Below are 21,391 nucleotides of genomic sequence, written 5' to 3' on the forward strand. Positions count from 1 at the left end.
GTGTAACAAACCACATTGCCTTAAAGCGGCTATCTTTTGTGCAATGCCTGGCGATATTGATTATTTATTGTGATGCGCATCACTTTTTAATGGTAAACGAGTGCAATTGTTTTACGCCATAGTGATGGCTGTCACGAAAATATCTTTATGCCTTAGGTAAAGTGTCTCTTTGCTTCTTCTGACAAACCCGATTCACAGAGGAGTTTTATATGTCCAAGTCTGATGTTTTTCATCTCGGCCTCACCAAAAACGATTTACAAGGGGCCCAGCTCGCCATCGTCCCTGGCGATCCTGAGCGTGTGGAAAAGATCGCCGCGCTGATGGATAAGCCGGTTAAGCTGGCATCTCACCGCGAATTCACCTCCTGGCGCGCTGAGCTGGATGGCAAAGCAGTTATCGTTTGCTCTACCGGTATCGGCGGCCCGTCTACCTCTATTGCCGTGGAAGAACTGGCGCAACTGGGTATTCGTACCTTCTTGCGTATCGGCACCACGGGGGCTATTCAGCCGCACATCAACGTCGGCGACGTTCTGGTAACGACCGCATCCGTACGTCTGGATGGGGCGAGCCTGCATTTTGCGCCGATGGAATTCCCGGCGGTTGCCGACTTTGCCTGCACCACTGCGCTGGTTGAAGCCGCGAAATCGATTGGCGCCACGACTCACGTTGGCGTAACCGCCTCTTCCGACACTTTCTATCCGGGTCAGGAACGTTACGACACCTATTCTGGCCGCGTTGTGCGTCGCTTCAAAGGTTCTATGGAAGAGTGGCAGGCGATGGGCGTGATGAACTACGAAATGGAATCCGCTACGCTGTTAACCATGTGCGCAAGCCAAGGGTTACGCGCAGGTATGGTGGCGGGCGTTATCGTCAACCGTACCCAACAAGAGATTCCGAATGCGGAAACGATGAAACAAACTGAAAGCCACGCGGTGAAAATCGTCGTGGAAGCGGCCCGTCGTCTGCTGTAATTCTCCTCTCTTTTGCAAAGGCCGACGCGTTCGGCCTTTTCTTTTTGCGTGGCGCCTCGCAGGAAATCCCTTTTAAACTGGACGTTTATACAGCACAATTCTATTTTGTGCAGGACAGTGTGGTTCCAGGAGAGGTGTTGTGGATATTACTCTTATGATAAGCGCCGTCGTGGCGCTGGCGGCTGGGGCGGTGATTGGCTGGCTGGCGACGAAAGCGCATGCCGATCAAATCCGCGCCGATCTTATCGAAGAACGGCGTGAGCTGGATATCGAACTTAGCGCGGCCCGGCAGCAATTAGCGCAAGAAGCGCACTGGCGCAGTGAATGCGAGTTACTTAATAACGAACTGCGTAGCCTGCACAGTATTAATACCTCTCTGGAAGCCGATCTGCGTGAAGTCACGACCCGTCTGGAAGCGACTCAACAACACGCGGAAGACAAAATCCGTCAGATGATCAACAGCGAACAGCGTTTAAGCGAGCAGTTTGAAAATCTGGCGAACCGTATTTTTGAACACAGTAATCGTCGCGTAGACGAACAAAACCGACAAAGCCTGAATAGCCTGCTGACGCCGCTGCGTGAGCAACTGGACGGTTTTCGCCGCCAGGTTCAGGAGAGTTTTGGCAAAGAAGCGCAGGAGCGGCATACGCTGGCGCACGAAATTCGTAATTTGCAGCAGCTTAACGCGCAAATGGCGCAGGAAGCGATCAACCTGACGCGCGCCCTGAAAGGGGACAATAAGGCGCAAGGAAACTGGGGCGAAGTTGTGCTGGCGCGGGTGCTGGAGGCATCCGGACTGCGTGAAGGCTACGAATACGAAACCCAGGTCAGTATTGAGAACGATGCGCGCTCGCGGATGCAGCCGGATGTCATCGTCCGCTTGCCGCAGGGCAAAGATGTGGTCATCGACGCTAAAATGACGTTGGTCGCCTACGAGCGTTACTTTAACGCTGAAGATGACTATACGCGCGAGGCCGCTTTACAAGAGCACATCGCCTCGGTGCGCAATCATATTCGCTTACTGGGGCGCAAAGACTATCAGCAGCTTCCCGGCCTCCGCTCGCTGGATTATGTTCTGATGTTTATCCCCGTAGAACCCGCTTTCCTGCTGGCGCTAGATAAACAGCCCGAACTGATAACCGAGGCGCTGAAAAATAACATTATGCTGGTAAGCCCCACGACGCTGCTGGTGGCGTTACGGACAATCGCCAACCTGTGGCGCTATGAACACCAGAGCCGCAATGCGCAGCACATCGCAGACAGAGCCAGTAAGCTTTACGATAAAATGCGGTTGTTCGTTGATGATATGTCAGCGATCGGTCAGAGTCTGGATAAAGCGCAGGATAACTACCGCCAGGCGATGAAAAAACTTGCATCGGGGCGTGGCAACGTTTTGGCGCAGGCGGAGGCCTTCCGGGGGCTAGGCGTGGAAATCAAACGCGAGATTAATCCGGATTTAGCGGAACAGGCCGTTACGCAAGATGAAGAATATCGTTTACGATCGATCCCTGAAGGGCGGCAGGATGAACATTATCCCAATGATGAACGGGTGAAGCAGCAGTTAAGTTAACCCATACGGAGTAGTTTAGTCCTGGCGCAGAGTAGGGCAAATTGGCCCAATCTGTTACACTTCTTGAATATTTTTATCGATAAGCAGGCACTGAGATGGTGGAAGATTCACAAGAAACGACGCACTTTGGCTTTCAGACCGTCGCTAAAGAGCAGAAAGCTGACATGGTGGCCCACGTTTTTCATTCTGTGGCGTCAAAGTACGATGTGATGAATGATTTAATGTCATTTGGCATTCATCGTTTGTGGAAGCGCTTCACCATTGATTGCAGTGGCGTGCGTCGTGGACAAACCGTTCTCGATTTAGCGGGCGGTACGGGCGATCTTACCGCGAAATTTTCACGTATGGTCGGGGAGACTGGCAAAGTTATCCTGGCGGATATTAATGATTCCATGCTCAAAATGGGGCGTGAGAAGCTGCGTAATATCGGCGTGATCGGCAACGTAGAGTATGTGCAGGCGAATGCCGAAGCTCTGCCTTTCCCTGATAATACGTTTGATTGCATTACCATTTCGTTTGGTTTGCGCAATGTAACGGAAAAAGAAAAAGCGCTGCGGTCAATGTTCCGTGTGTTGAAACCCGGCGGACGTTTACTGGTGCTTGAATTTTCTAAGCCTATCATTGAGCCGCTGAGTAAAGCGTATGACGCCTATTCTTTCCATATTTTACCGCGTATTGGCTCGATGGTTGCGAACGATGCGGATAGCTATCGGTATCTCGCGGAATCCATCCGTATGCATCCCGATCAGGATACCTTAAAAGCCATGATGCAGGACGCCGGATTTGAGAGCGTGGATTATTACAATCTGACGGCGGGCGTTGTGGCATTGCACCGTGGTTATAAATTCTAGGAGGGTGGAATGCCTTTTAAACCCTTAGTGACCGCAGGAATTGAAGGTCTCCTCAATACGTTTCTGTATCGTTCGCCAGCGCTGAAATCAGCCAGAACGCGCTTACAGGGAAAAGTACTGTGTGTGAAACTAAAGGGATTTTCGACGCCATTAGTCCTGGTATTCAGTGAACGCCAGGTTGATGTGCTGGGGGCATGGGAAGGCGAAGCGGACTGTACGGTAATCACTCAAGCTAGCGTTTTGCCAAAACTACGCGATCGTCAGCAGTTGGCCACGCTTATTCGCAGCGGCGAACTGGAAGTGCAGGGCGATATTCAGGTCGTGCAAAATTTTGTGGCGCTCGCCGATCTCGCCGAATTCGATCCTGCGGAGCTGTTGGCGCCATACACGGGTGATATTGCGGCGGAAAGTATCGGTAAGGTCGTGCGTGGCGGGGCTAAATTCCTGCGCCACGGGTTTCAACGCCAGCAGCGTTATGCCGCTGAAGCGATCACTGAAGAGTGGCGTATGGCGCCTGGCCCGCTGGAAGTCGCATGGTTTGCCGAAGAAAACGCGGCTGTTGAGCGCGCCGTAGATTCTCTGACCACACGGCTGGAAAAACTGGAGGCCAAATGACGCCAGGTGAAGTACGGCGCCTATATTTCATCATCCGCACGTTTTTAAGCTACGGCCTTGATGAACTCATCCCCCGAATGCGTCTTACACTGCCACTCCGATTATGGCGCTATTCGCTGTTCTGGATGCCAAACCGGCATAAAGATAAATTGCTGGGTGAACGATTAAGACTGGCGTTGCAAGAGCTGGGACCGGTCTGGATCAAATTTGGTCAGATGCTCTCCACGCGCCGTGACCTGTTCCCGCCGCAAATCGCCGATCAGCTCGCTTTGCTCCAGGATAAAGTCGCGCCATTCGATGGTCGGCTGGCGAAAGCCCAGATTGAAGAGGCGATGGGGGGGCTACCAGTCGAAGCCTGGTTTGACGACTTTGATATCCAGCCTTTAGCGTCGGCGTCAATCGCCCAGGTACATACCGCGCGATTGAAATCAAACGGTAAAGAAGTGGTTATTAAGGTCATTCGCCCGGATATTTTGCCGGTAATTCAGGCAGACCTGAAACTGATTTATCGCCTTGCTCGCTGGGTACCACGCCTGTTGCCGGATGGGCGTCGTCTGCGCCCGACGGAAGTGGTGCGTGAGTATGAGAAAACGCTGATCGATGAGCTGAATCTGCTGCGGGAATCGGCCAACGCAATTCAGTTACGCCGCAATTTTGAAAATAGTCCCATGCTGTATATCCCGGAGGTGTACTCCGATTACTGTAGCCAGAACATGATGGTGATGGAGCGGATATACGGCATTCCGGTTTCGGATGTGGCGGCGCTGGAAAAGAACGGCACCAACATGAAACTGCTGGCGGAACGCGGGGTTAAAGTTTTCTTCACCCAGGTTTTCCGCGACAGCTTTTTCCATGCGGACATGCATCCGGGAAATATTTTTGTCAGCCATGAACACCCTGAAAACCCGCAATATATCGGCATTGACTGCGGTATCGTCGGGTCGCTAAACAAAGAAGATAAGCGTTATCTGGCTGAAAACTTTATCGCGTTTTTTAATCGCGATTACCGAAAGGTGGCAGAACTGCATGTCGATTCAGGCTGGGTTCCGCCAGATACCAACGTTGAAGATTTTGAGTTTGCCATCCGCACCGTCTGTGAACCTATCTTTGAAAAGCCGCTCGCGGAAATCTCGTTTGGTCATGTGTTGTTAAACCTTTTCAATACAGCGCGTCGATTTAACATGGAAGTCCAGCCGCAACTGGTGTTGTTGCAGAAAACATTATTGTATGTTGAAGGGGTTGGGCGGCAACTTTATCCTCAGCTTGATTTGTGGAAAACGGCGAAGCCGTTTCTTGAGTCTTGGATCAAAGATCAGGTGGGTATTCCGGCTCTCACGCGGGCTCTTAAAGAAAAAGCGCCGTTCTGGGTCGAAAAAATGCCAGAAATACCTGAACTGGTGTACGACAGTTTGCGCCAGGGCAAATATTTACAGCACAGTGTTGATAAGATTGCGCGCGAGTTACAGGTAAACCATGTGCGCCAAAGTCAGTCTCGTTATTTATTGGGAATTGGCGCAACGCTGTTACTGAGCGGGTCATTCTTACTCGTCAACCGCCCTGAATGGGGATTGATGCCTGGCTGGCTCATGGTCGGCGGCGTAGTTGTCTGGCTGGTTGGCTGGCGTAAAACTCGTTGAGATTTTTTATCGCTCAACGCCGGTTGTGTCACGCAGGTACATATTATCACTCGAGGCAGTACTTAGGCCGCAAGTCAATGTCGTCCCGGTCGTATGTAAAAGTATGTGAATAGGGCGGGCGAAAGCGGCTAACAAAGAGGCAGCGCGAAGGATAATGTGTATAATGCGGCCCTATTAATTCATCATCTATCACAGAGGAACATGTATGGGTGGTATCAGTATTTGGCAGTTGTTGATTGTTGCCGTTATCGTCGTACTGCTGTTCGGCACCAAAAAACTCGGTTCCATCGGTTCCGATCTTGGCGCGTCTATCAAAGGCTTTAAAAAGGCCATGAGCGATGATGATGCCAAACAGGATAAAACCAGTCAGGACGCTGATTTTACCGCTAAATCTATCGCGGATAAGCAAGGCGAAGCGAAAAAGGAAGACGCTAAAAGCCAAGATAAAGAGCAGGTATAATCCGTGTTTGATATCGGTTTTAGCGAACTGCTGTTAGTGTTCGTTATCGGCCTCATTGTGTTGGGGCCGCAACGATTGCCAGTAGCGGTAAAAACGGTAGCGGGCTGGATTCGCGCGTTGCGGTCCCTTGCGACAACGGTTCAGAATGAACTGACTCAGGAACTGAAACTTCAGGAGTTCCAGGACAGTCTGAAAAAAGTCGAAAAGGCGAGCCTGGAAAATCTGACTCCCGAGCTGAAAGCATCTATGGATGAACTGCGTCAGGCGGCGGAGTCGATGAAACGCACCTACAGCGCTAACGATCCCGAACAAGCGAGCGATGAAGCGCATACCATCCATAATCCGGTGGTAAAAGGGAACGAAACGCAGCATGAGGGCGTCACCCCTGCCGCCGCTGAAACACAGGCGAGCGCGCCGGAACAAAAGCCGGAGCCCGTTAAAGCTAACGTGCCTGAGTCGACGGAAACCGCTTCCGTAGCCACGATAGACGCCGAGAAGAAATCCGCTGCGCCTGTTGTCGAATCTTCCCCCTCGTCGAGTGATAAACCGTAAACATGGCTGTAGAAGATACTCAACCGCTTATCACGCATCTGATCGAGTTGCGTAAGCGCCTGCTAAACTGCATCGTCGCAGTGCTTCTGATTTTTCTGGCGTTAATTTATTTCGCCAATGATATTTATCATTTAGTCGCCGCACCGCTGATTAAACAGATGCCGCAAGGGGCGACAATGATTGCGACGGATGTGGCGTCGCCGTTTTTTACGCCTATCAAACTCACCTTCATGGTGTCTTTGATCTTATCCGCGCCTGTCATTTTGTACCAGGTTTGGGCCTTTATCGCCCCGGCGCTGTATAAGCATGAGCGTCGTCTGGTCGTACCGCTGCTGGTATCCAGCTCGCTGCTTTTCTACATTGGTATGGCCTTCGCCTATTTTGTCGTATTCCCTTTGGCCTTTGGTTTCCTGACGCATACGGCGCCGGAAGGGGTACAGGTTTCGACAGATATCGCCAGCTATCTTAGCTTTGTTATGGCGCTTTTTATGGCCTTTGGCGTAGCCTTTGAAGTGCCGGTGGCGATTGTGTTGCTGTGCTGGATGGGCATCACCACGCCAGAAGATTTGCGTAAAAAACGGCCTTATATCCTGGTCGGGGCATTCATTGTGGGAATGCTGCTTACGCCGCCAGATGTTTTCTCGCAAACGTTGCTGGCGATACCGATGTACTGCCTGTTTGAAATTGGCGTTTTCTGCTCACGCTTTTATGTCGGTAAGCGACGGACGCGCGACGAAGATAACGAGGCCGAAACCGAAAAGGCCGAGCACACTGAAGACTAAACACAACCGCCCGCCAGGGCGGTTGTCATATGGGGGCAAGCATGTTTGATATTGGCGTTAATTTAACCAGTAGCCAGTTTGCAAAAGATCGTGATGATGTGGTCGCCCGTGCGTTTGCGGCGGGAGTAAAAGGTATGCTACTGACCGGAACGAACATCCATGAAAGTCAGCAGGCATTAAAACTGGCGCGGCGCTACCCCCATTGTTGGTCGACGGCTGGCGTCCATCCCCATGACAGCAGTCAGTGGTCACCCGCGTCTGAAGACGCCATTATTGCGCTGGCGAACCAGCCGGAAGTCGTCGCTATCGGTGAGTGCGGGCTGGATTTCAATCGCAATTTTTCCACGCCGCAGGAGCAGGAGCGTGCCTTTCAGGCGCAGCTACAAATTGCCGCCGAATTGCAGATGCCAATCTTTATGCACTGCCGGGACGCGCATGAGCGATTTCTGGCATTGCTTGATCCCTGGCTGGATAGTCTTCCTGGTGCAATACTGCACTGCTTTACCGGTTCACGCCAGCAAATGCAGGCCTGTGTGGACAGAGGGCTCTATATCGGTATTACCGGGTGGGTTTGCGACGAACGACGCGGGCTTGAGCTACGTGAACTCTTACCGTTTATTCCAGCGGAAAAGCTACTGATAGAAACCGACGCGCCGTATCTGTTGCCCCGCGATCTTACGCCGAAACCAACGTCACGACGCAACGAGCCCGCGTATCTGCCTCACATCCTGGAGCGCATAGCGCTATGGCGTGGTGAAGATCCGCAATGGTTAGCGGCGATGACAGATGCCAACGCCAGAACCTTATTTGAGGTTGTATTCTGAACGATCGCTAAATCTTGCGAAAACCGGTGTTTTTTACGCTCTGCTTCACTTCTTTATTGAGTAAATTAAGCAGTAACATCGAACGCGTTTCGCCATCCGGTTCGGTAAAAATCGCTTTCAGCCCTTCAAATGCGCCTTCCGTGATGATGACGCTATCGCCGGGATAGGGGGTTTCAGGATCGACAACGCCTTCGGGCTTGTAGATAGAAAGCTGATGAATAACGCTGGAAGGCACGATCGCAGGATGCGCGCCAAAGCGCACAAAATGGCTGACGCCGCGCGTGGCGTTGATTGTAGTGGTATGTATCACTTCCGGATCAAATTCAACGAACAGATAATTAGGAAAGAGCGGTTCGCTGACGGAGGTACGTTTTCCGCGTACCATTTTTTCCAGGGTGATCATCGGTGTCAGGCAACTTACCGCTTGTCTTTCGAGGTGTTCCTGAGCACGCTGAAGTTGCCCGCGTTTGCAGTACAGTAAATACCAGGATTGCATAATGACTCTTATCCGCTTGTTCGGGGCGCAAGCATAGCAAAAGCCATGCGCGAAGTTAATTATACACTTCATCCTTTAAGCCGTATCTGGATTAGCGTTGGTTGCCAGAGTTCACGCTAATTTAACAAAAATACAGCATCCCGATGATGAACGCCGTATAATGATGCGCTTACCAAGAGGCTACAATGGACGCCATGAAATATCACGATTTACGCGACTTCCTGACGCTACTTGAGCAACAGGGGGAACTAAAACGCATCACGCTACCTGTGGATCCTCATCTGGAAATTACGGAAATCGCTGACCGCACGCTGCGTGCCGGTGGACCGGCGTTGCTGTTTGAAAGTCCTAAAGGTTACGCCATGCCGGTGCTGTGCAACCTTTTTGGCACGCCAAAACGCGTGGCGATGGGCATGGGGCAGGATGATGTTTCCGCCTTACGGGAAGTGGGTAAATTATTAGCGTTTCTGAAAGAACCTGAGCCGCCGAAAGGCTTTCGCGATCTGTTTGACAAGCTGCCGCAGTTTAAGCAAGTGCTGAATATGCCGACGAAACGGTTACGCGGCGCGCCTTGCCAGCAGAAAATCGCGTCTGGCGATGATGTCGATTTAACGCGTCTTCCTGTCATGACCTGTTGGCCGGACGACGCCGCGCCGCTGATTACCTGGGGACTGACGGTAACGCGTGGCCCGCACAAAGAACGGCAAAACCTGGGCATTTATCGTCAGCAGTTGATAGGTAAAAATAAGCTGATTATGCGCTGGCTGTCTCACCGCGGCGGCGCGTTGGATTTTCAGGAGTGGTTAGCCGCGCGTCCGGGTGAACGTTTCCCGGTCTCCGTCGCATTGGGCGCCGATCCGGCGACGATACTTGGCGCCGTGACTCCTGTTCCCGATACTCTGTCGGAGTATGCCTTTGCGGGCCTGCTGCGCGGCACGAAAACTGAAGTGGTTAAATGCCTTTCTAACGATCTGGAAGTGCCTGCCAGCGCCGAGATTATCCTTGAAGGTTACATTGAGCCGGGAGAGATGGCGCCGGAAGGACCGTATGGCGATCATACGGGCTATTATAATGAAGTGGATAACTTTCCGGTCTTTACCGTCACGCATATTACGCAGCGTGAGGATGCCATCTATCACTCCACCTATACCGGGCGTCCGCCCGATGAGCCTGCGGTATTAGGGGTGGCGCTCAATGAAGTCTTCGTGCCTATTCTGCAAAAACAGTTTCCGGAAATCGTCGACTTTTATCTGCCGCCGGAAGGGTGTTCTTACCGCCTGGCGGTAGTGACGATGAAAAAGCAGTACGCTGGTCATGCGAAACGCGTCATGATGGGCGTCTGGTCGTTTTTGCGCCAGTTTATGTATACGAAATTTGTTATCGTTTGCGATGATGACGTTAACGCACGCGACTGGAATGATGTGATCTGGGCGATTACCACCCGTATGGACCCTGCGCGGGATACGGTGCTGGTTGAAAATACGCCGATTGATTACCTGGATTTTGCCTCGCCGGTCTCCGGGCTGGGTTCAAAAATGGGGCTGGATGCCACAAACAAATGGCCGGGCGAAACCCAACGCGAGTGGGGTCGTCCTATTGTTAAAGATCCTGAAGTTACCGCACGTATTGATGCGATTTGGGATGAGCTGGCTATCTTTAAATAACTGAAAGCGGACATCGACATTTCAGGCTGCGGCGACTCGGCTTGAAAAATGTCGGTATTGACCCGACACCCGACAGAGGGAGCGCATGACAACCTTAAGCTGTAAAGTGACCTCGGTAGAAGCTATCACCGATACCGTATATCGGGTTCGTTTAGTGCCGGACGCGGCGTTTACATTCCGCGCTGGTCAGTATTTGATGGTCGTAATGGACGAGCGTGACAAACGCCCGTTTTCGATGGCCTCAACGCCGGACGAGAAAGGGTTTATTGAATTACACATTGGCGCCTCCGAGCTCAATCTGTATGCGATGGCGGTCATGGATCGGATTCTGAAAGACCGGGAAATCGTCGTCGATATTCCGCATGGCGACGCCTGGCTACGTGACGATGAAGAGCGTCCGTTGATTCTGATCGCGGGCGGTACGGGCTTTTCTTATGTGCGCTCCATCCTGTTGACGGCATTAGCGCGCAACCCGAATCGCGATGTTACCATTTACTGGGGTAGTCGCGAAGAAAAGCACCTCTATGATCTCTCTGAGCTGGAAGCACTCTCTGTTAACCATCCGAATTTGCGTATTGAACCTGTGGTCGAGCAGCCGGAAGAAGGCTGGCGTGGACGTACAGGAACGGTACTTACGGCGGTATTGCAGGATTATGGTACGCTGGCGGGGCACGATATTTATATTGCCGGACGTTTTGAGATGGCGAAAATCGCCCGCGATCTGTTCTGTCATGAGCGTAACGCGCGGGAAGATCGTCTGTTTGGCGATGCGTTCGCATTTATTTAACTATTTTATGGGACGCAGTAGCGTCCCTTTTTACGTTAGCCTACCTAAAAGTCCTCTTAAATATTAATTAATCGTCAACTATAAAACGTTATGATATTGAATATCTACAGGCTTTGTATTGCGTGTAATAAATTAAGTAATATTATGTCCTGAGGCTATCAATAAAAATAGTTAATTATATATGCTTCATTTATTTTTATAAAAGAAACATAAAATGGAAAGTTAGTTATTTATTTATAAGATGGAGAGTGTTATGAAATTTAAATATGCTTTAACTTCTCTCGCATTATCTGTTGCAATTTTGTCATCAGTACCTTCTACTGCTTTCGCCATCGGCGGCGCCAGCGGCGCTAAAGTGGACTATCAGGTCCAGGGAAAAATTGGCGAAGTTGTTATGAACCCCTATGATATCGCGCCGTTAACCGCCGTTAACCGCCGTTAACCGCCGTTATTCGTAATGGCGGTTACCAGTTACGTGACGTGCATGTGCGGATTGTACCCAAAGAAAATGGCCAGGAGATCGCGTATAAAGTTAATAATAAATACCTTTTAACGTATGGCGGTATTCCCGTCTTTGGTCTTTACCCGGATTATGTCAATACCGTTGAAGTTGAATATACAAGAATCCAGGGTAGTAAAACCGAAAATATAAAAGAAAGCTATAAAATGTATGCACCGCCTGCTTATAGTGAATCAGCGGGTACAAAAGAAGAACAATCAGCACTCTTTACTATCGATGTTAAAAAGGTTTCCCCAGAATTTAAAGATCGCTTGTATCTTTTGAATAATACGAAAGATAAGTCTGGGAATGGAACGCGTACTGTCTGGAACAACCCTACTGGGGGTGCATTAGAATGGAACTTCACTACAGCTAACGCTATTATCGACACCTCCGGTGATATTCGTTGGTTTATGAATCCAAGTTCAATTTATGATTTAAAGTCAATTTATCGTGCTGGCGTTATGATGGGCTTTAAACAAAACCAGGATGGCGCACTATCGTGGGGCTACGGTCAGCGTTATGTGAAATACGATATCATGGGGCGTGAAATCTTTAACCGCCGCCTGCCGGATAATTATAACGATTTTTCACACTCAATGGATAACGCGGCCAACGGTCACTACTTCCTGCGTGTAGCCAGCTCTAACTATAAACGTCCTGATGGGAAAAATGTTCGTACCGTGCGTGATGTGATTGCCGAAGTTGATCAGAACGGCGTGGTAGTGGATGAATGGCGTCTGTTTGATATCCTCGATCCTTATCGTGATGTGATAATGAAAACCCTCGATCAGGGCGCAGTGTGCCTGAATATCGACGCCAGCCAGTCCGGCCATACGTTGAGCGAAGAAGATCTGGCGGCGCTGGACTCCTCCGACAAATTCGGGGATATCGTGGGTAGTGGGGCTGGCCGCAACTGGGCGCATGTCAACAGCGTCGACTATGACAGTGAAGATGATTCCATCATCATCAGCTCCCGCCACCAGAGTGCGATTATCAAAATCGGTCGCGATAAGAAAGTGAAGTGGATACTGGGTACGCCTGCTGGCTGGAAAGCGCCATTTAATGCCGCAATTCTGACGCCTGTGGATAGCAAAGGCCAAAAAATTTCCTGCCAGGAAAGTGGCTGTGAGGGTGACTTCGACTGGACATGGACGCAACATACGGCCTTTAAAATTGATAGTAAGAGTAAAGGCGATATCTTATACCTTTCCGCTTTCGACAATGGCGATGGCCGCGGCTTAGAACAGCCTGCTATGCAGAGTATGAAATACAGCCGCTCCGTGATTTACAAAATCGACCAGAAAAACAAGACAGTCCAACAGATCTGGCAATACGGTAAAGAGCGCGGGAACGAGTGGTTTAGCCCGGTAACCTCTATCACCGAGTACCAGACTGACAAGAATTCTGTGTTCGTGTATTCCGCAACAGCAGGTGGTGAGTTTGATTTGTCGGTAGGCGCATTTACTAGCTTGCCTAACCCGTATCTGGAAGAGTTCAGATGGGGAGAAAAAGAGCCTGCGGTCGAAATGCAAATACATGGTGCGCGTGGATATCAGGCTATGCCATTTAGCCTGACCAAAGCGCTTACTGAGTAGAGTAGGCCACACGGTGAAAAAACCCGCCCCTGACGGGCGGGAAAAACGGCAACTAAACTGTTCCCCGTCATAACTCACGCTGCCTCTTTGTTGGCTGCCTTTGTTCACCCCGGGCACATAGTTATCTATGTGCCCGGGGATTCGCTCAGTTGCCGCCGCGCTGCAACGTGAATTATTTAGGGGACATTATCTTTAATTAAACCCGCTCAAACACCGTGGCGATGCCCTGACCCAGACCAATACACATCGTCGCCAGACCAAACTGCGCGTCTTTGCGCTCCATCAGGTTGATAAGCGTGGTGCTGATACGTGCTCCGGAGCAGCCGAGCGGATGACCAAGCGCGATCGCGCCGCCGTTGAGGTTGATCTTCTCGTCTATCTGCTCCATCAATCCCAGATCCTTAATGCATGGCAGGATCTGTGCGGCAAACGCTTCGTTCATCTCAAACACATCGATATCGCTGGCCGACAGTCCCGCTTTTTTCAACGCCAGTTTTGATGCCGGAACCGGCCCGTAACCCATAATTGACGGATCGCAACCCACCACTGCCATTGAGCGAATACGGGCGCGAGGTTTCAGGCCCAGCTCACGGGCACGACTTTCGCTCATTACCAGCATGGCGGCAGCGCCATCGGAAAGCGCGGATGAGGTGCCCGCCGTGACCGTGCCACTAACCGGATCAAATGCCGGACGCAGCGTTGATAGCGCTTCGACCGTGGTTTCCGGGCGGATCACTTCATCGTAGTTAAACTGCTTCAACACGCCGTCTGCATCATGACCGCCAGTCGGGATAATCTCCGTTTTGAATGCGCCAGACTGCGTGGCGGCCCAGGCGCGAGCGTGAGAACGCGCGGCGAACTGGTCCTGCATTTCCCGGCTAATGCCGTGCAGGCGGGAGAGCATTTCCGCCGTTAGCCCCATCATCCCTGCCGCTTTGGCGACGTTGCGGCTCAGACCCGGGTGAAAATCCACGCCGTGGCTCATCGGCACGTGCCCCATATGCTCCACGCCGCCAACCAGACAAACCTGCGCATCGCCGGTCATGATCATTCGCGCTGCATCGTGTAACGCCTGCATCGAGGAACCACACAGACGGTTGACGGTGACCGCCGGTACCGAATGGGGAATTTCTGCCAGCAGCGCGGCGTTACGGGCAATGTTGAAGCCTTGCTCCAGCGTTTGTTGTACGCAGCCCCAGTAAATATCATCGAGGGTCGCCGCTGTAAGCGACGGATTACGCGCCAGCAGGCTACGCATTAAGTGGGCGGAGAGATCTTCTGCCCGCACGTTGCGAAACGCGCCGCCCTTCGAACGGCCCATCGGGGTGCGAATAGCATCGACAATGACAACCTGTTCCATTGTGACTCCTTAAGCCGTTTTCAGAGAACCAACCGGACGGGCTGGTTCAACCGGGGGATAATAGGTTCGTTATGGCGCGCTTTATTACGCAGCCCTTCCGGCACTTCATACAGCGGGCCGAGGTGTTGATACTGCTGCGCCATATCAAGATATTTCGCGCTGCCCTGTGTATCCAGCCAGCGGAATGCGCCGCCGTGGAACGGAGGGAAGCCCAGGCCGTAGACCAGCGCCATATCGGCTTCCGCCGGGCTTGCGATAATGCCTTCTTCCAGACAGCGAACCACTTCGTTAATCATCGGGATCATCATACGGGCGATTATCTCGTCGTCGCTGAAGTCGCGTTTCGGCTGGCTGACGCTTGCCAGCAGGTCATCCACCGCGGCATCTTCTTCTTTCTTCGGCTTGCCTTTGCTGTCTTCTTTATAGCGCCAGAAGCCCAGACCGTTTTTCTGTCCGAAACGGTTAGCATCAAACAGAGCGTCGATCGCATCGCGATACTCTTTCTGCATCCGTTGCGGGAAGCCTGCCGCCATTACCGCCTGCGCGTGATGCGCGGTATCAATGCCGACAACATCCAGCAGATAGGCCGGGCCCATCGGCCAGCCGAACTGTTTTTCCATCACTTTATCGACTTTGCGGAAATCCGCGCCGTCGCGCAGCAGTTGACTGAAACCGGCGAAATAGGGGAACAGCACGCGGTTAACAAAGAAGCCGGGGCAGTCGTTGACTACAATCGGCGTCTTGCCCATTTTGCTTGCCCAGGCGATGACTTTGGCAATGGTTTCGTCTGAACTCTTCTCGCCGCGAATGATTTCAACCAGCGGCATCCGGTGTACCGGGTTGAAGAAGTGCATTCCGCAAAAGTTTTCCGGACGTTCCAGGGCGCTTGCCAGTTCGCCAATCGGGATGGTAGAGGTATTTGAGGCCAGCACGGTTTCCGGGCGCACTTTCTGCTCGGTTTCCGCCAGTACCGCTTTTTTGACTTTGGGATTTTCGACCACCGCTTCGACAACAACATCTACACGATCGAAACCGGCATAATCGAGAGTCGGGTGGATGGTCGAAATGACGCCCGCCAGCTTCAGACCGTCGATCTTGCCGCGTTCCAGCTGTTTGTTCAGCAGCTTGGCCGCTTCGGTCATGCCGAGGTTCAACGATTTATCGTTGATATCTTTCATGATGACCGGTACGCCTTTCCAGGCCGACTGGTAAGCGATACCGCCGCCCATAATGCCCGCGCCCAGTACGGCTGCCTGTTTCGGCGTCTCAATATCTTTGGTCAGCTTTTTGGCTTTACCTTTTACATATTGATCGTTGAGGAAGATACCGACCAGCGCACGAGCCTCATTGGTATGCGCCAGCGGAACAAAGCTTTTATTTTCCAGATTCAGCGCTTCTTCACGACCAAAACGCGCGGCGGCTTCAATGGTTTTCACTGCGGTCATCGGCGCCGGATAATGTTTACCCGCCGTTTGTGCGACCATGCCTTTAGCGATAGTAAAGCTCATCGCTGCTTCAATTTTGCTGAGTTTCAACGGTTCCAGTTTCGGCTGGCGTTTAGCTCTCCAGTCGAGATCGCCGGTAATGGCCTGGCGTAACACCGCTATCGCGCCTTCAATTAGCTTCTCTTGTTTGACCACGCCGTCCACAAGGCCGATTTTCAGCGCGTGCTCAGCACCGACATCTTTACCTGCCGCGATAATCTCCAGCGCGCTGTCCGCGCCCAGCATACGCGGCAGACGAACGGAGCCGCCGAAACCCGGCATGATGCCCAGTTTAGTTTCCGGCAGGCCGATACGGAGGTCTGGCGTCGCCAGACGGTAATCGGTCGCCAGCACGCATTCACACCCGCCGCCCAGCGCATAGCCGTTTACGGCGGCAAGGGTCGGTACGGGTAAATCTTCCAGACGGTTAAAGACGCTATTAGCGAAATGCAGCCATTGGCTTAACTGCTCTTCGGGGACGAGGAACAGTGAAAGAAATTCGGTGATGTCCGCGCCGACAATAAAGGCCGCTTTATTAGAGCGCAGCAGCAGCCCTTTTAAATCGTGTTGCTTTTCCAGCACCTCAAGCGCCTGGCCGAGGCTGGCGACGGTTGCGGTGTCGAGTTTATTGACCGAGCCTGGAGCATCGAACACCAGTTCGGCGATGCCATCTTCCAGCCAGTCGAGGTACAGGGTGTCGCCTTTATAAAGCATGTCAGTCTCCTGAATCCACAAGGTGATCTGGTCGTACCAGATGAAGCGAAGTGTGTATTTTGTGTTAATAAAATGCAAATAAATGATTAAAGAAATGCCGATGTGATCACGCTCGGCAGAGATCACGCTCTCGTGGGGCGATGTGCTAAGATGCGGAAACTTGAGGTCAAAAAAACAGAAGGGTAAAAAATGGAATCACTGGCCGCGCTCTATAAAAATCATATTGTTACCTTACAAGAACGGACGCGCGATGTTCTGGCGCGCTTTAAGCTGGATGCGTTACTTATTCATTCCGGCGAGCTTTTCAACGTCTTTCTCGACGATCACCCTTATCCGTTTAAGGTCAATCCGCAGTTTAAAGCGTGGGTGCCGGTAACTCAGGTTCCAAATTGCTGGCTGCTGGTCGATGGCGTCAACAAACCCAAATTGTGGTTTTATCTGCCAGTCGATTACTGGCATAACGTTGAACCGCTGCCAACGTCCTTCTGGACAGAAGAAGTCGAGGTCGTCGCCTTACCGAAAGCGGATGGCATCGGCAGCCAGCTGCCTGCCGCGCGTGGCAATATCGGCTATATCGGCCCGGTTCCTGAGCGCGCGCTACAATTGGATATCGCCGCCAGCAACATCAACCCGAAAGGTGTTATCGACTATCTGCATTACTACCGCGCCTATAAAACGGATTATGAACTGGCCTGTATGCGCGAAGCGCAGAAAATGGCGGTGAGCGGTCATCGTGCGGCGGAAGAGGCCTTCCGTTCCGGCATGAGCGAGTTTGACATCAACCTGGCGTACCTGACCGCCACGGGACATCGCGATACCGATGTTCCATACAGCAACATTGTGGCGCTGAACGAACATGCCGCCGTGCTGCATTACACGAAACTGGATCATCAGGCACCGTCTGAAATGCGCAGTTTCCTGCTGGATGCGGGCGCGGAATACAATGGCTACGCGGCGGATCTGACGCGGACCTGGTCGGCGAAAAGCGATAACGACTACGCCCACCTGGTGAAAGATGTTAACGATGAACAGTTGGCGCTGATCGCTACCATGAAGGCGGGCGTCAGCTATGTGGATTATCATATTCAGTTCCATCAGCGCATCGCGAAGCTGCTGCGTAAACATCAAATCATTACCGACATGAGTGAAGAGGCGATGGTGGAAAATGATCTTACCGGGCCGTTTATGCCGCACGGTATTGGTCATCCGTTGGGTCTGCAGGTACACGATGTGGCCGGGTTTATGCAGGATGATTCCGGTACGCATCTCGCTGCACCGTCCAAATACCCGTATCTGCGCTGCACGCGTGTGTTACAGCCGCGAATGGTGTTGACCATCGAACCGGGGATTTACTTCATCGAATCGCTGTTAGCGCCGTGGCGCGAAGGCCCGTTCAGCAAGCACTTCAATTGGCAGAAAATTGAAGCGCTCAAGCCTTTCGGCGGTATTCGCATTGAAGATAACGTGGTCATCCACGAAAACGGCGTGGAAAACATGACGCGGGATTTAAAACTGGCGTAATGGACAGTTGGTTAATCCCTGCAGCGCCGGTCACCGTTGTTGAAGAGATCAAAAAAAGCCGCTTTATTACGCTATTGGCGCATACCGATGGCGTAGACGCGGCGAAAGCGTTTGTTGAGTCAGTCAGAGCTGAGCACCCTGATGCGCGCCACCATTGTGTGGCGTGGGTGGCGGGTGCGCCGGACGACTCACAGCAACTGGGCTTTTCAGACGACGGCGAACCGGCGGGAACGGCAGGCAAGCCGATGCTTGCGCAATTGATGGGCTGCGGCGTCGGAGAAATTACTGCCGTCGTCGTGCGCTACTATGGTGGTATTCTGCTGGGTACGGGCGGGCTGGTAAAAGCCTATGGCGGCGGTGTGAACCAGGCATTACGTCAGCTTGCCACACAACGCAAGACGCCATTAACCGAATATACTTTGCAGTGTGAGTACGGTCAGTTGGCCGGAATCGAAGCATTATTAGGACAGTTTGCCGGGAAGATCGTTTCCAGCGATTATCAGGCGTCTGTTCGGCTCAGGGTGGCGCTTCCTTTTGCTCATGTGAATGCATTTTCCACAAAACTGGCGGATTTTAGCCGTGGTTCATTGCAATTGTTAGCGATTGAAGAATAATCCCCACCTCATTTTTAAGAATAAAGGAAGCGGCAGAGATGCATTTTCGCGCCATTACCCGAATCGTTGGACTACTGGTTATCTTATTTTCGGGGACAATGATTCTCCCGGGACTGGTAGCGCTAATATATCGTGATGGCGCAGGAAGAGCGTTCACGCAGACCTTTTTTGTCGCGCTGGCGATCGGTTCCATACTGTGGTGGCCAAACCGTAGGGAAAAGGGCGAGCTGAAATCCCGCGAAGGATTTCTTATCGTGGTGCTGTTCTGGACCGTGCTGGGCAGCGTGGGTGCGCTGCCGTTTATTTTCTCGGAAAGCCCAAACCTCACCATTACCGATGCTTTTTTTGAATCGTTCTCCGGGTTAACCACCACGGGCGCCACTACGCTGGTGGGGCTGGATTCATTACCGCACGCCATTCTCTTTTATCGTCAGATGCTGCAATGGTTTGGCGGTATGGGGATCATTGTGCTGGCGGTGGCGATTCTCCCTATCCTCGGCGTCGGGGGGATGCAGCTCTATCGGGCGGAAATGCCGGGGCCGCTGAAAGATAACAAAATGCGCCCGCGTATTGCCGAGACGGCGAAAACGCTGTGGCTTATCTATGTCTTGCTAACGGTAGCCTGCGCGCTGGCGCTATGGTTTGCAGGGATGCCCGCGTTTGACGCTATCGGACACAGCTTCTCCACTATCGCTATCGGCGGCTTTTCAACGCATGACGCCAGCGTAGGCTATTTTGATAGTCCCACTATTAATACCATCATCGCTATTTTCCTGCTGATCTCCGGTTGTAACTATGGCCTGCATTTCTCTTTATTAAGCGGGCGTAGCCTGAAGGTATACTGGCGCGATCCGGAATTCCGCATGTTCATCGGCGTACAGTTGACGCTGGTGGTGATCTGCACGCTGGTACTGTGGTTCCATAATATCTACGACTCGGCGCTGACAACGCTAAATCAGGCGTTCTTCCAGGTTGTGTCGATGGCGACAACGGCAGGGTTTACCACGGACAGCATTGCGCGCTGGCCGCTGTTTTTGCCCGTCTTGCTGCTATGTTCCGCGTTTATTGGCGGTTGCGCCGGGTCAACGGGCGGGGGGTTAAAGGTCATCCGTATACTGTTGTTGTTTAAACAGGGGAACCGCGAACTCAAACGTCTGGTGCATCCGAATGCCGTTTACAGTATTAAGCTGGGGAACCGGGCGCTGCCAGAACGTATTCTGGAAGCCGTCTGGGGATTCTTTTCTGCCTACGCGCTGGTATTTATCGTCAGTATGCTGGCCATTATCGCTACAGGCGTAGATGATTTCTCGGCTTTCGCCTCGGTAGTGGCTACGCTTAATAACCTGGGACCGGGGCTGGGGGTGGTTGCTGATAACTTCGCCAGTATGAATCCGGTTGCGAAATGGATACTCATCGCCAACATGCTATTTGGTCGTCTGGAAGTATTCACTTTGCTGGTACTTTTTACCCCGACTTTCTGGCGTGAATAATGGAGTAACACGTGAAAACATTGATTCTTTTCTCTACCCGGGACGGACAAACGCGCGAAATTGCCTCTTATCTGGCTTCTGAACTCAAAGAGATGGGGATCTGGGCCGATGTCGTTAATCTGCATCGCGCAGAAGAACCGGACTGGGATAGCTATGATCGCGTAGTGATTGGCGCGTCTATTCGTTATGGCCATTACCACAGCGCCTTTCAGGAGTTCGTTAAGAAATACGCCAAGCGGTTGAACGGAATGCCGAGCGCCTTTTATTCCGTTAACCTGGTGGCGCGTAAAGCTGAAAAACGGACGCCGCAGACTAACAGCTACGCGCGTAAGTTTTTAATGAGCTCTCCGTGGCGACCTGACTACTGTGCCGTCATTGCAGGCGCGCTTCGCTATCCCCGCTATCGCTGGTATGACCGTCTGATGATCAAGCTTATTATGAAAATGTCGGGCGGCGAAACGGATACCAGTAAAGAAGTGGTGTACACCGACTGGGAACAGGTTGCGCACTTTGCCCGTGAAATAGCCCATTTAACCAACAAATCGTCGGCAAAATAAACGTAAAGAATAAAAAGTGCGCACTCAGAAAATTATTTTAAATTTCCTCTTGTCAGGCAGAAATAACTCCCTATAATGCGCCACCACTGACACGGAACAACGGCACACAGGCCGCCGGGTCAGCGGGGTTCAGACCAGAACCTCACGGAGAAAAGCGAAAATAAACGCTTGACTCTGAAGCGGGAAAGCGTAATATACGCCACCTCGCAACGGTGAGCGAAAGCCGCGTTGCACTGCTCTTTAACAATTTATCAGACAATCTGTGTGGGCACTCGAAGATACGGCTTCTTAACGTCGCAAGACGAAAAATGAATACCAAGTCTCAAGAGTGAACACGTAATTCAT

At 52.0% G+C, this 21,391-nt stretch carries 17 protein-coding genes and 2 pseudogenes; 16 read left to right on the plus strand and 3 right to left on the minus strand.

What is annotated here, in order from left to right; all coding sequences use genetic code 11:
* Positions 1-209: 209 nt before the first annotated feature.
* From udp to tatD, 9 genes are all read left to right on the plus strand, one after another.
* Complete coding sequence (gene udp, locus J4685_RS21200) at positions 210-971, plus strand: uridine phosphorylase (RefSeq protein WP_000045169.1); 762 nt, start codon at positions 210-212, stop codon at positions 969-971.
* A 139-nt stretch (positions 972-1,110) separates the two neighbouring features.
* Positions 1,111-2,541 carry a DNA recombination protein RmuC gene (gene rmuC / locus J4685_RS21205; protein WP_000355562.1) on the plus strand — a complete coding sequence of 477 codons (1,431 nt, stop codon included), beginning with the start codon at positions 1,111-1,113 and terminating at the stop codon, positions 2,539-2,541.
* A 95-nt stretch (positions 2,542-2,636) separates the two neighbouring features.
* Complete coding sequence (gene ubiE, locus J4685_RS21210; RefSeq protein ID WP_000229009.1) at positions 2,637-3,392, plus strand: bifunctional demethylmenaquinone methyltransferase/2-methoxy-6-polyprenyl-1,4-benzoquinol methylase UbiE; 756 nt, start codon at positions 2,637-2,639, stop codon at positions 3,390-3,392.
* Positions 3,393-3,401: 9 nt separating this feature from the next.
* A complete protein-coding gene (ubiJ, locus tag J4685_RS21215; protein ID WP_001116097.1) occupies positions 3,402-4,007 on the plus strand; it encodes a ubiquinone biosynthesis protein UbiJ in 606 nt (201 codons plus the stop codon).
* A complete protein-coding gene (ubiB, locus tag J4685_RS21220; protein WP_000187559.1) occupies positions 4,004-5,644 on the plus strand; it encodes a ubiquinone biosynthesis regulatory protein kinase UbiB in 1,641 nt (546 codons plus the stop codon). The genes ubiJ and ubiB overlap by 4 nt, the downstream gene beginning before the upstream one ends.
* Before the next feature lie 205 nt (positions 5,645-5,849).
* Positions 5,850-6,104, plus strand: coding sequence for a Sec-independent protein translocase subunit TatA (gene tatA, locus J4685_RS21225; RefSeq protein ID WP_000508972.1), 255 nt, complete (start codon positions 5,850-5,852; stop codon positions 6,102-6,104).
* A gap of 3 nt (positions 6,105-6,107) precedes the next feature.
* Positions 6,108-6,656, plus strand: coding sequence for a Sec-independent protein translocase protein TatB (gene tatB / locus J4685_RS21230; RefSeq protein ID WP_000459612.1), 549 nt, complete (start codon positions 6,108-6,110; stop codon positions 6,654-6,656).
* 2 nt (positions 6,657-6,658) lie between these two features.
* On the plus strand, positions 6,659-7,438 hold the full coding sequence (gene tatC, locus J4685_RS21235) for a Sec-independent protein translocase subunit TatC (RefSeq protein WP_000257554.1): 780 nt from the start codon (positions 6,659-6,661) through the stop codon (positions 7,436-7,438).
* A gap of 41 nt (positions 7,439-7,479) precedes the next feature.
* On the plus strand, positions 7,480-8,262 hold the full coding sequence (gene tatD / locus J4685_RS21240) for a 3'-5' ssDNA/RNA exonuclease TatD (protein WP_000459637.1): 783 nt from the start codon (positions 7,480-7,482) through the stop codon (positions 8,260-8,262).
* Positions 8,263-8,269: 7 nt separating this feature from the next.
* Here tatD and rfaH read toward each other — a convergent pair whose 3' ends face one another.
* Positions 8,270-8,758, minus strand: a complete 489-nt coding sequence (gene rfaH / locus J4685_RS21245; RefSeq protein ID WP_001192410.1) for a transcription/translation regulatory transformer protein RfaH — start codon at positions 8,756-8,758, stop codon at positions 8,270-8,272.
* Positions 8,759-8,943: 185 nt separating this feature from the next.
* Here rfaH and ubiD point away from each other — a divergent pair, with 185 nt between their 5' ends.
* The 3 genes and pseudogenes from ubiD to J4685_RS21260 all read left to right on the plus strand — a co-directional run bounded on the left by ubiD (position 8,944) and on the right by J4685_RS21260 (position 13,306).
* Positions 8,944-10,422 carry a 4-hydroxy-3-polyprenylbenzoate decarboxylase gene (ubiD, locus tag J4685_RS21250; RefSeq protein ID WP_000339770.1) on the plus strand — a complete coding sequence of 493 codons (1,479 nt, stop codon included), beginning with the start codon at positions 8,944-8,946 and terminating at the stop codon, positions 10,420-10,422.
* Positions 10,423-10,507: 85 nt separating this feature from the next.
* Positions 10,508-11,209 (plus strand): NAD(P)H-flavin reductase, encoded by a 702-nt coding sequence (fre, locus tag J4685_RS21255; RefSeq protein ID WP_000209839.1) that lies wholly within the window; start codon positions 10,508-10,510, stop codon positions 11,207-11,209.
* Between the two features lie 253 nt (positions 11,210-11,462).
* Positions 11,463-13,306: pseudogene (locus J4685_RS21260) on the plus strand (aryl-sulfate sulfotransferase).
* A gap of 196 nt (positions 13,307-13,502) precedes the next feature.
* Here the strand turns inward: J4685_RS21260 and fadA are convergent.
* Complete coding sequence (fadA, locus tag J4685_RS21265; protein ID WP_000438778.1) at positions 13,503-14,666, minus strand: acetyl-CoA C-acyltransferase FadA; 1,164 nt, start codon at positions 14,664-14,666, stop codon at positions 13,503-13,505.
* Positions 14,667-14,675: 9 nt separating this feature from the next.
* Positions 14,676-16,864: pseudogene (fadB, locus tag J4685_RS21270) on the minus strand (fatty acid oxidation complex subunit alpha FadB).
* Between the two features lie 189 nt (positions 16,865-17,053).
* Here fadB and pepQ point away from each other — a divergent pair.
* Genes pepQ through hemG form a run of 4 tightly spaced genes read left to right on the plus strand, consistent with a single transcriptional unit; the run spans position 17,054 to position 21,046 of the window.
* Positions 17,054-18,385: a Xaa-Pro dipeptidase gene (pepQ, locus tag J4685_RS21275; RefSeq protein ID WP_000444529.1), complete on the plus strand. Its 1,332-nt coding sequence runs from the start codon at positions 17,054-17,056 to the stop codon at positions 18,383-18,385.
* Positions 18,385-18,999, plus strand: coding sequence for an IMPACT family protein (locus J4685_RS21280; RefSeq protein WP_000378895.1), 615 nt, complete (start codon positions 18,385-18,387; stop codon positions 18,997-18,999). Before pepQ ends, J4685_RS21280 begins: the two co-directional genes overlap by 1 nt.
* 38 nt (positions 19,000-19,037) lie before the next feature.
* Positions 19,038-20,489: a Trk system potassium transporter TrkH gene (gene trkH, locus J4685_RS21285; protein ID WP_000545688.1), complete on the plus strand. Its 1,452-nt coding sequence runs from the start codon at positions 19,038-19,040 to the stop codon at positions 20,487-20,489.
* Between the two features lie 11 nt (positions 20,490-20,500).
* Positions 20,501-21,046: a menaquinone-dependent protoporphyrinogen IX dehydrogenase gene (hemG, locus tag J4685_RS21290; RefSeq protein WP_000853979.1), complete on the plus strand. Its 546-nt coding sequence runs from the start codon at positions 20,501-20,503 to the stop codon at positions 21,044-21,046.
* The last annotated feature ends 345 nt before the right edge of the window (positions 21,047-21,391 follow it).

The sequence above is a fragment of the Salmonella sp. 32100201201700099SM genome (genome assembly GCF_017572645.1).
In the GTDB taxonomy this organism is placed as follows: domain Bacteria; phylum Pseudomonadota; class Gammaproteobacteria; order Enterobacterales; family Enterobacteriaceae; genus Salmonella; species Salmonella enterica.

Coding starts and splice junctions, on each gene's coding strand:
- ubiE (WP_000229009.1), top strand. CDS start 2,637: ATGGTGGAAGATTCACAAGAAACGACGCACTTTGGCTTTCAGACCGTC.
- fre (WP_000209839.1), top strand. CDS start 10,508: ATGACAACCTTAAGCTGTAAAGTGACCTCGGTAGAAGCTATCACCGAT.
- tatD (WP_000459637.1), top strand. CDS start 7,480: ATGTTTGATATTGGCGTTAATTTAACCAGTAGCCAGTTTGCAAAAGAT.
- ubiB (WP_000187559.1), top strand. CDS start 4,004: ATGACGCCAGGTGAAGTACGGCGCCTATATTTCATCATCCGCACGTTT.
- pepQ (WP_000444529.1), top strand. CDS start 17,054: ATGGAATCACTGGCCGCGCTCTATAAAAATCATATTGTTACCTTACAA.
- tatC (WP_000257554.1), top strand. CDS start 6,659: ATGGCTGTAGAAGATACTCAACCGCTTATCACGCATCTGATCGAGTTG.
- fadA (WP_000438778.1), bottom strand. CDS start 14,666: ATGGAACAGGTTGTCATTGTCGATGCTATTCGCACCCCGATGGGCCGT.
- ubiJ (WP_001116097.1), top strand. CDS start 3,402: ATGCCTTTTAAACCCTTAGTGACCGCAGGAATTGAAGGTCTCCTCAAT.
- trkH (WP_000545688.1), top strand. CDS start 19,038: ATGCATTTTCGCGCCATTACCCGAATCGTTGGACTACTGGTTATCTTA.
- tatA (WP_000508972.1), top strand. CDS start 5,850: ATGGGTGGTATCAGTATTTGGCAGTTGTTGATTGTTGCCGTTATCGTC.
- udp (WP_000045169.1), top strand. CDS start 210: ATGTCCAAGTCTGATGTTTTTCATCTCGGCCTCACCAAAAACGATTTA.
- rfaH (WP_001192410.1), bottom strand. CDS start 8,758: ATGCAATCCTGGTATTTACTGTACTGCAAACGCGGGCAACTTCAGCGT.
- ubiD (WP_000339770.1), top strand. CDS start 8,944: ATGGACGCCATGAAATATCACGATTTACGCGACTTCCTGACGCTACTT.
- J4685_RS21280 (WP_000378895.1), top strand. CDS start 18,385: ATGGACAGTTGGTTAATCCCTGCAGCGCCGGTCACCGTTGTTGAAGAG.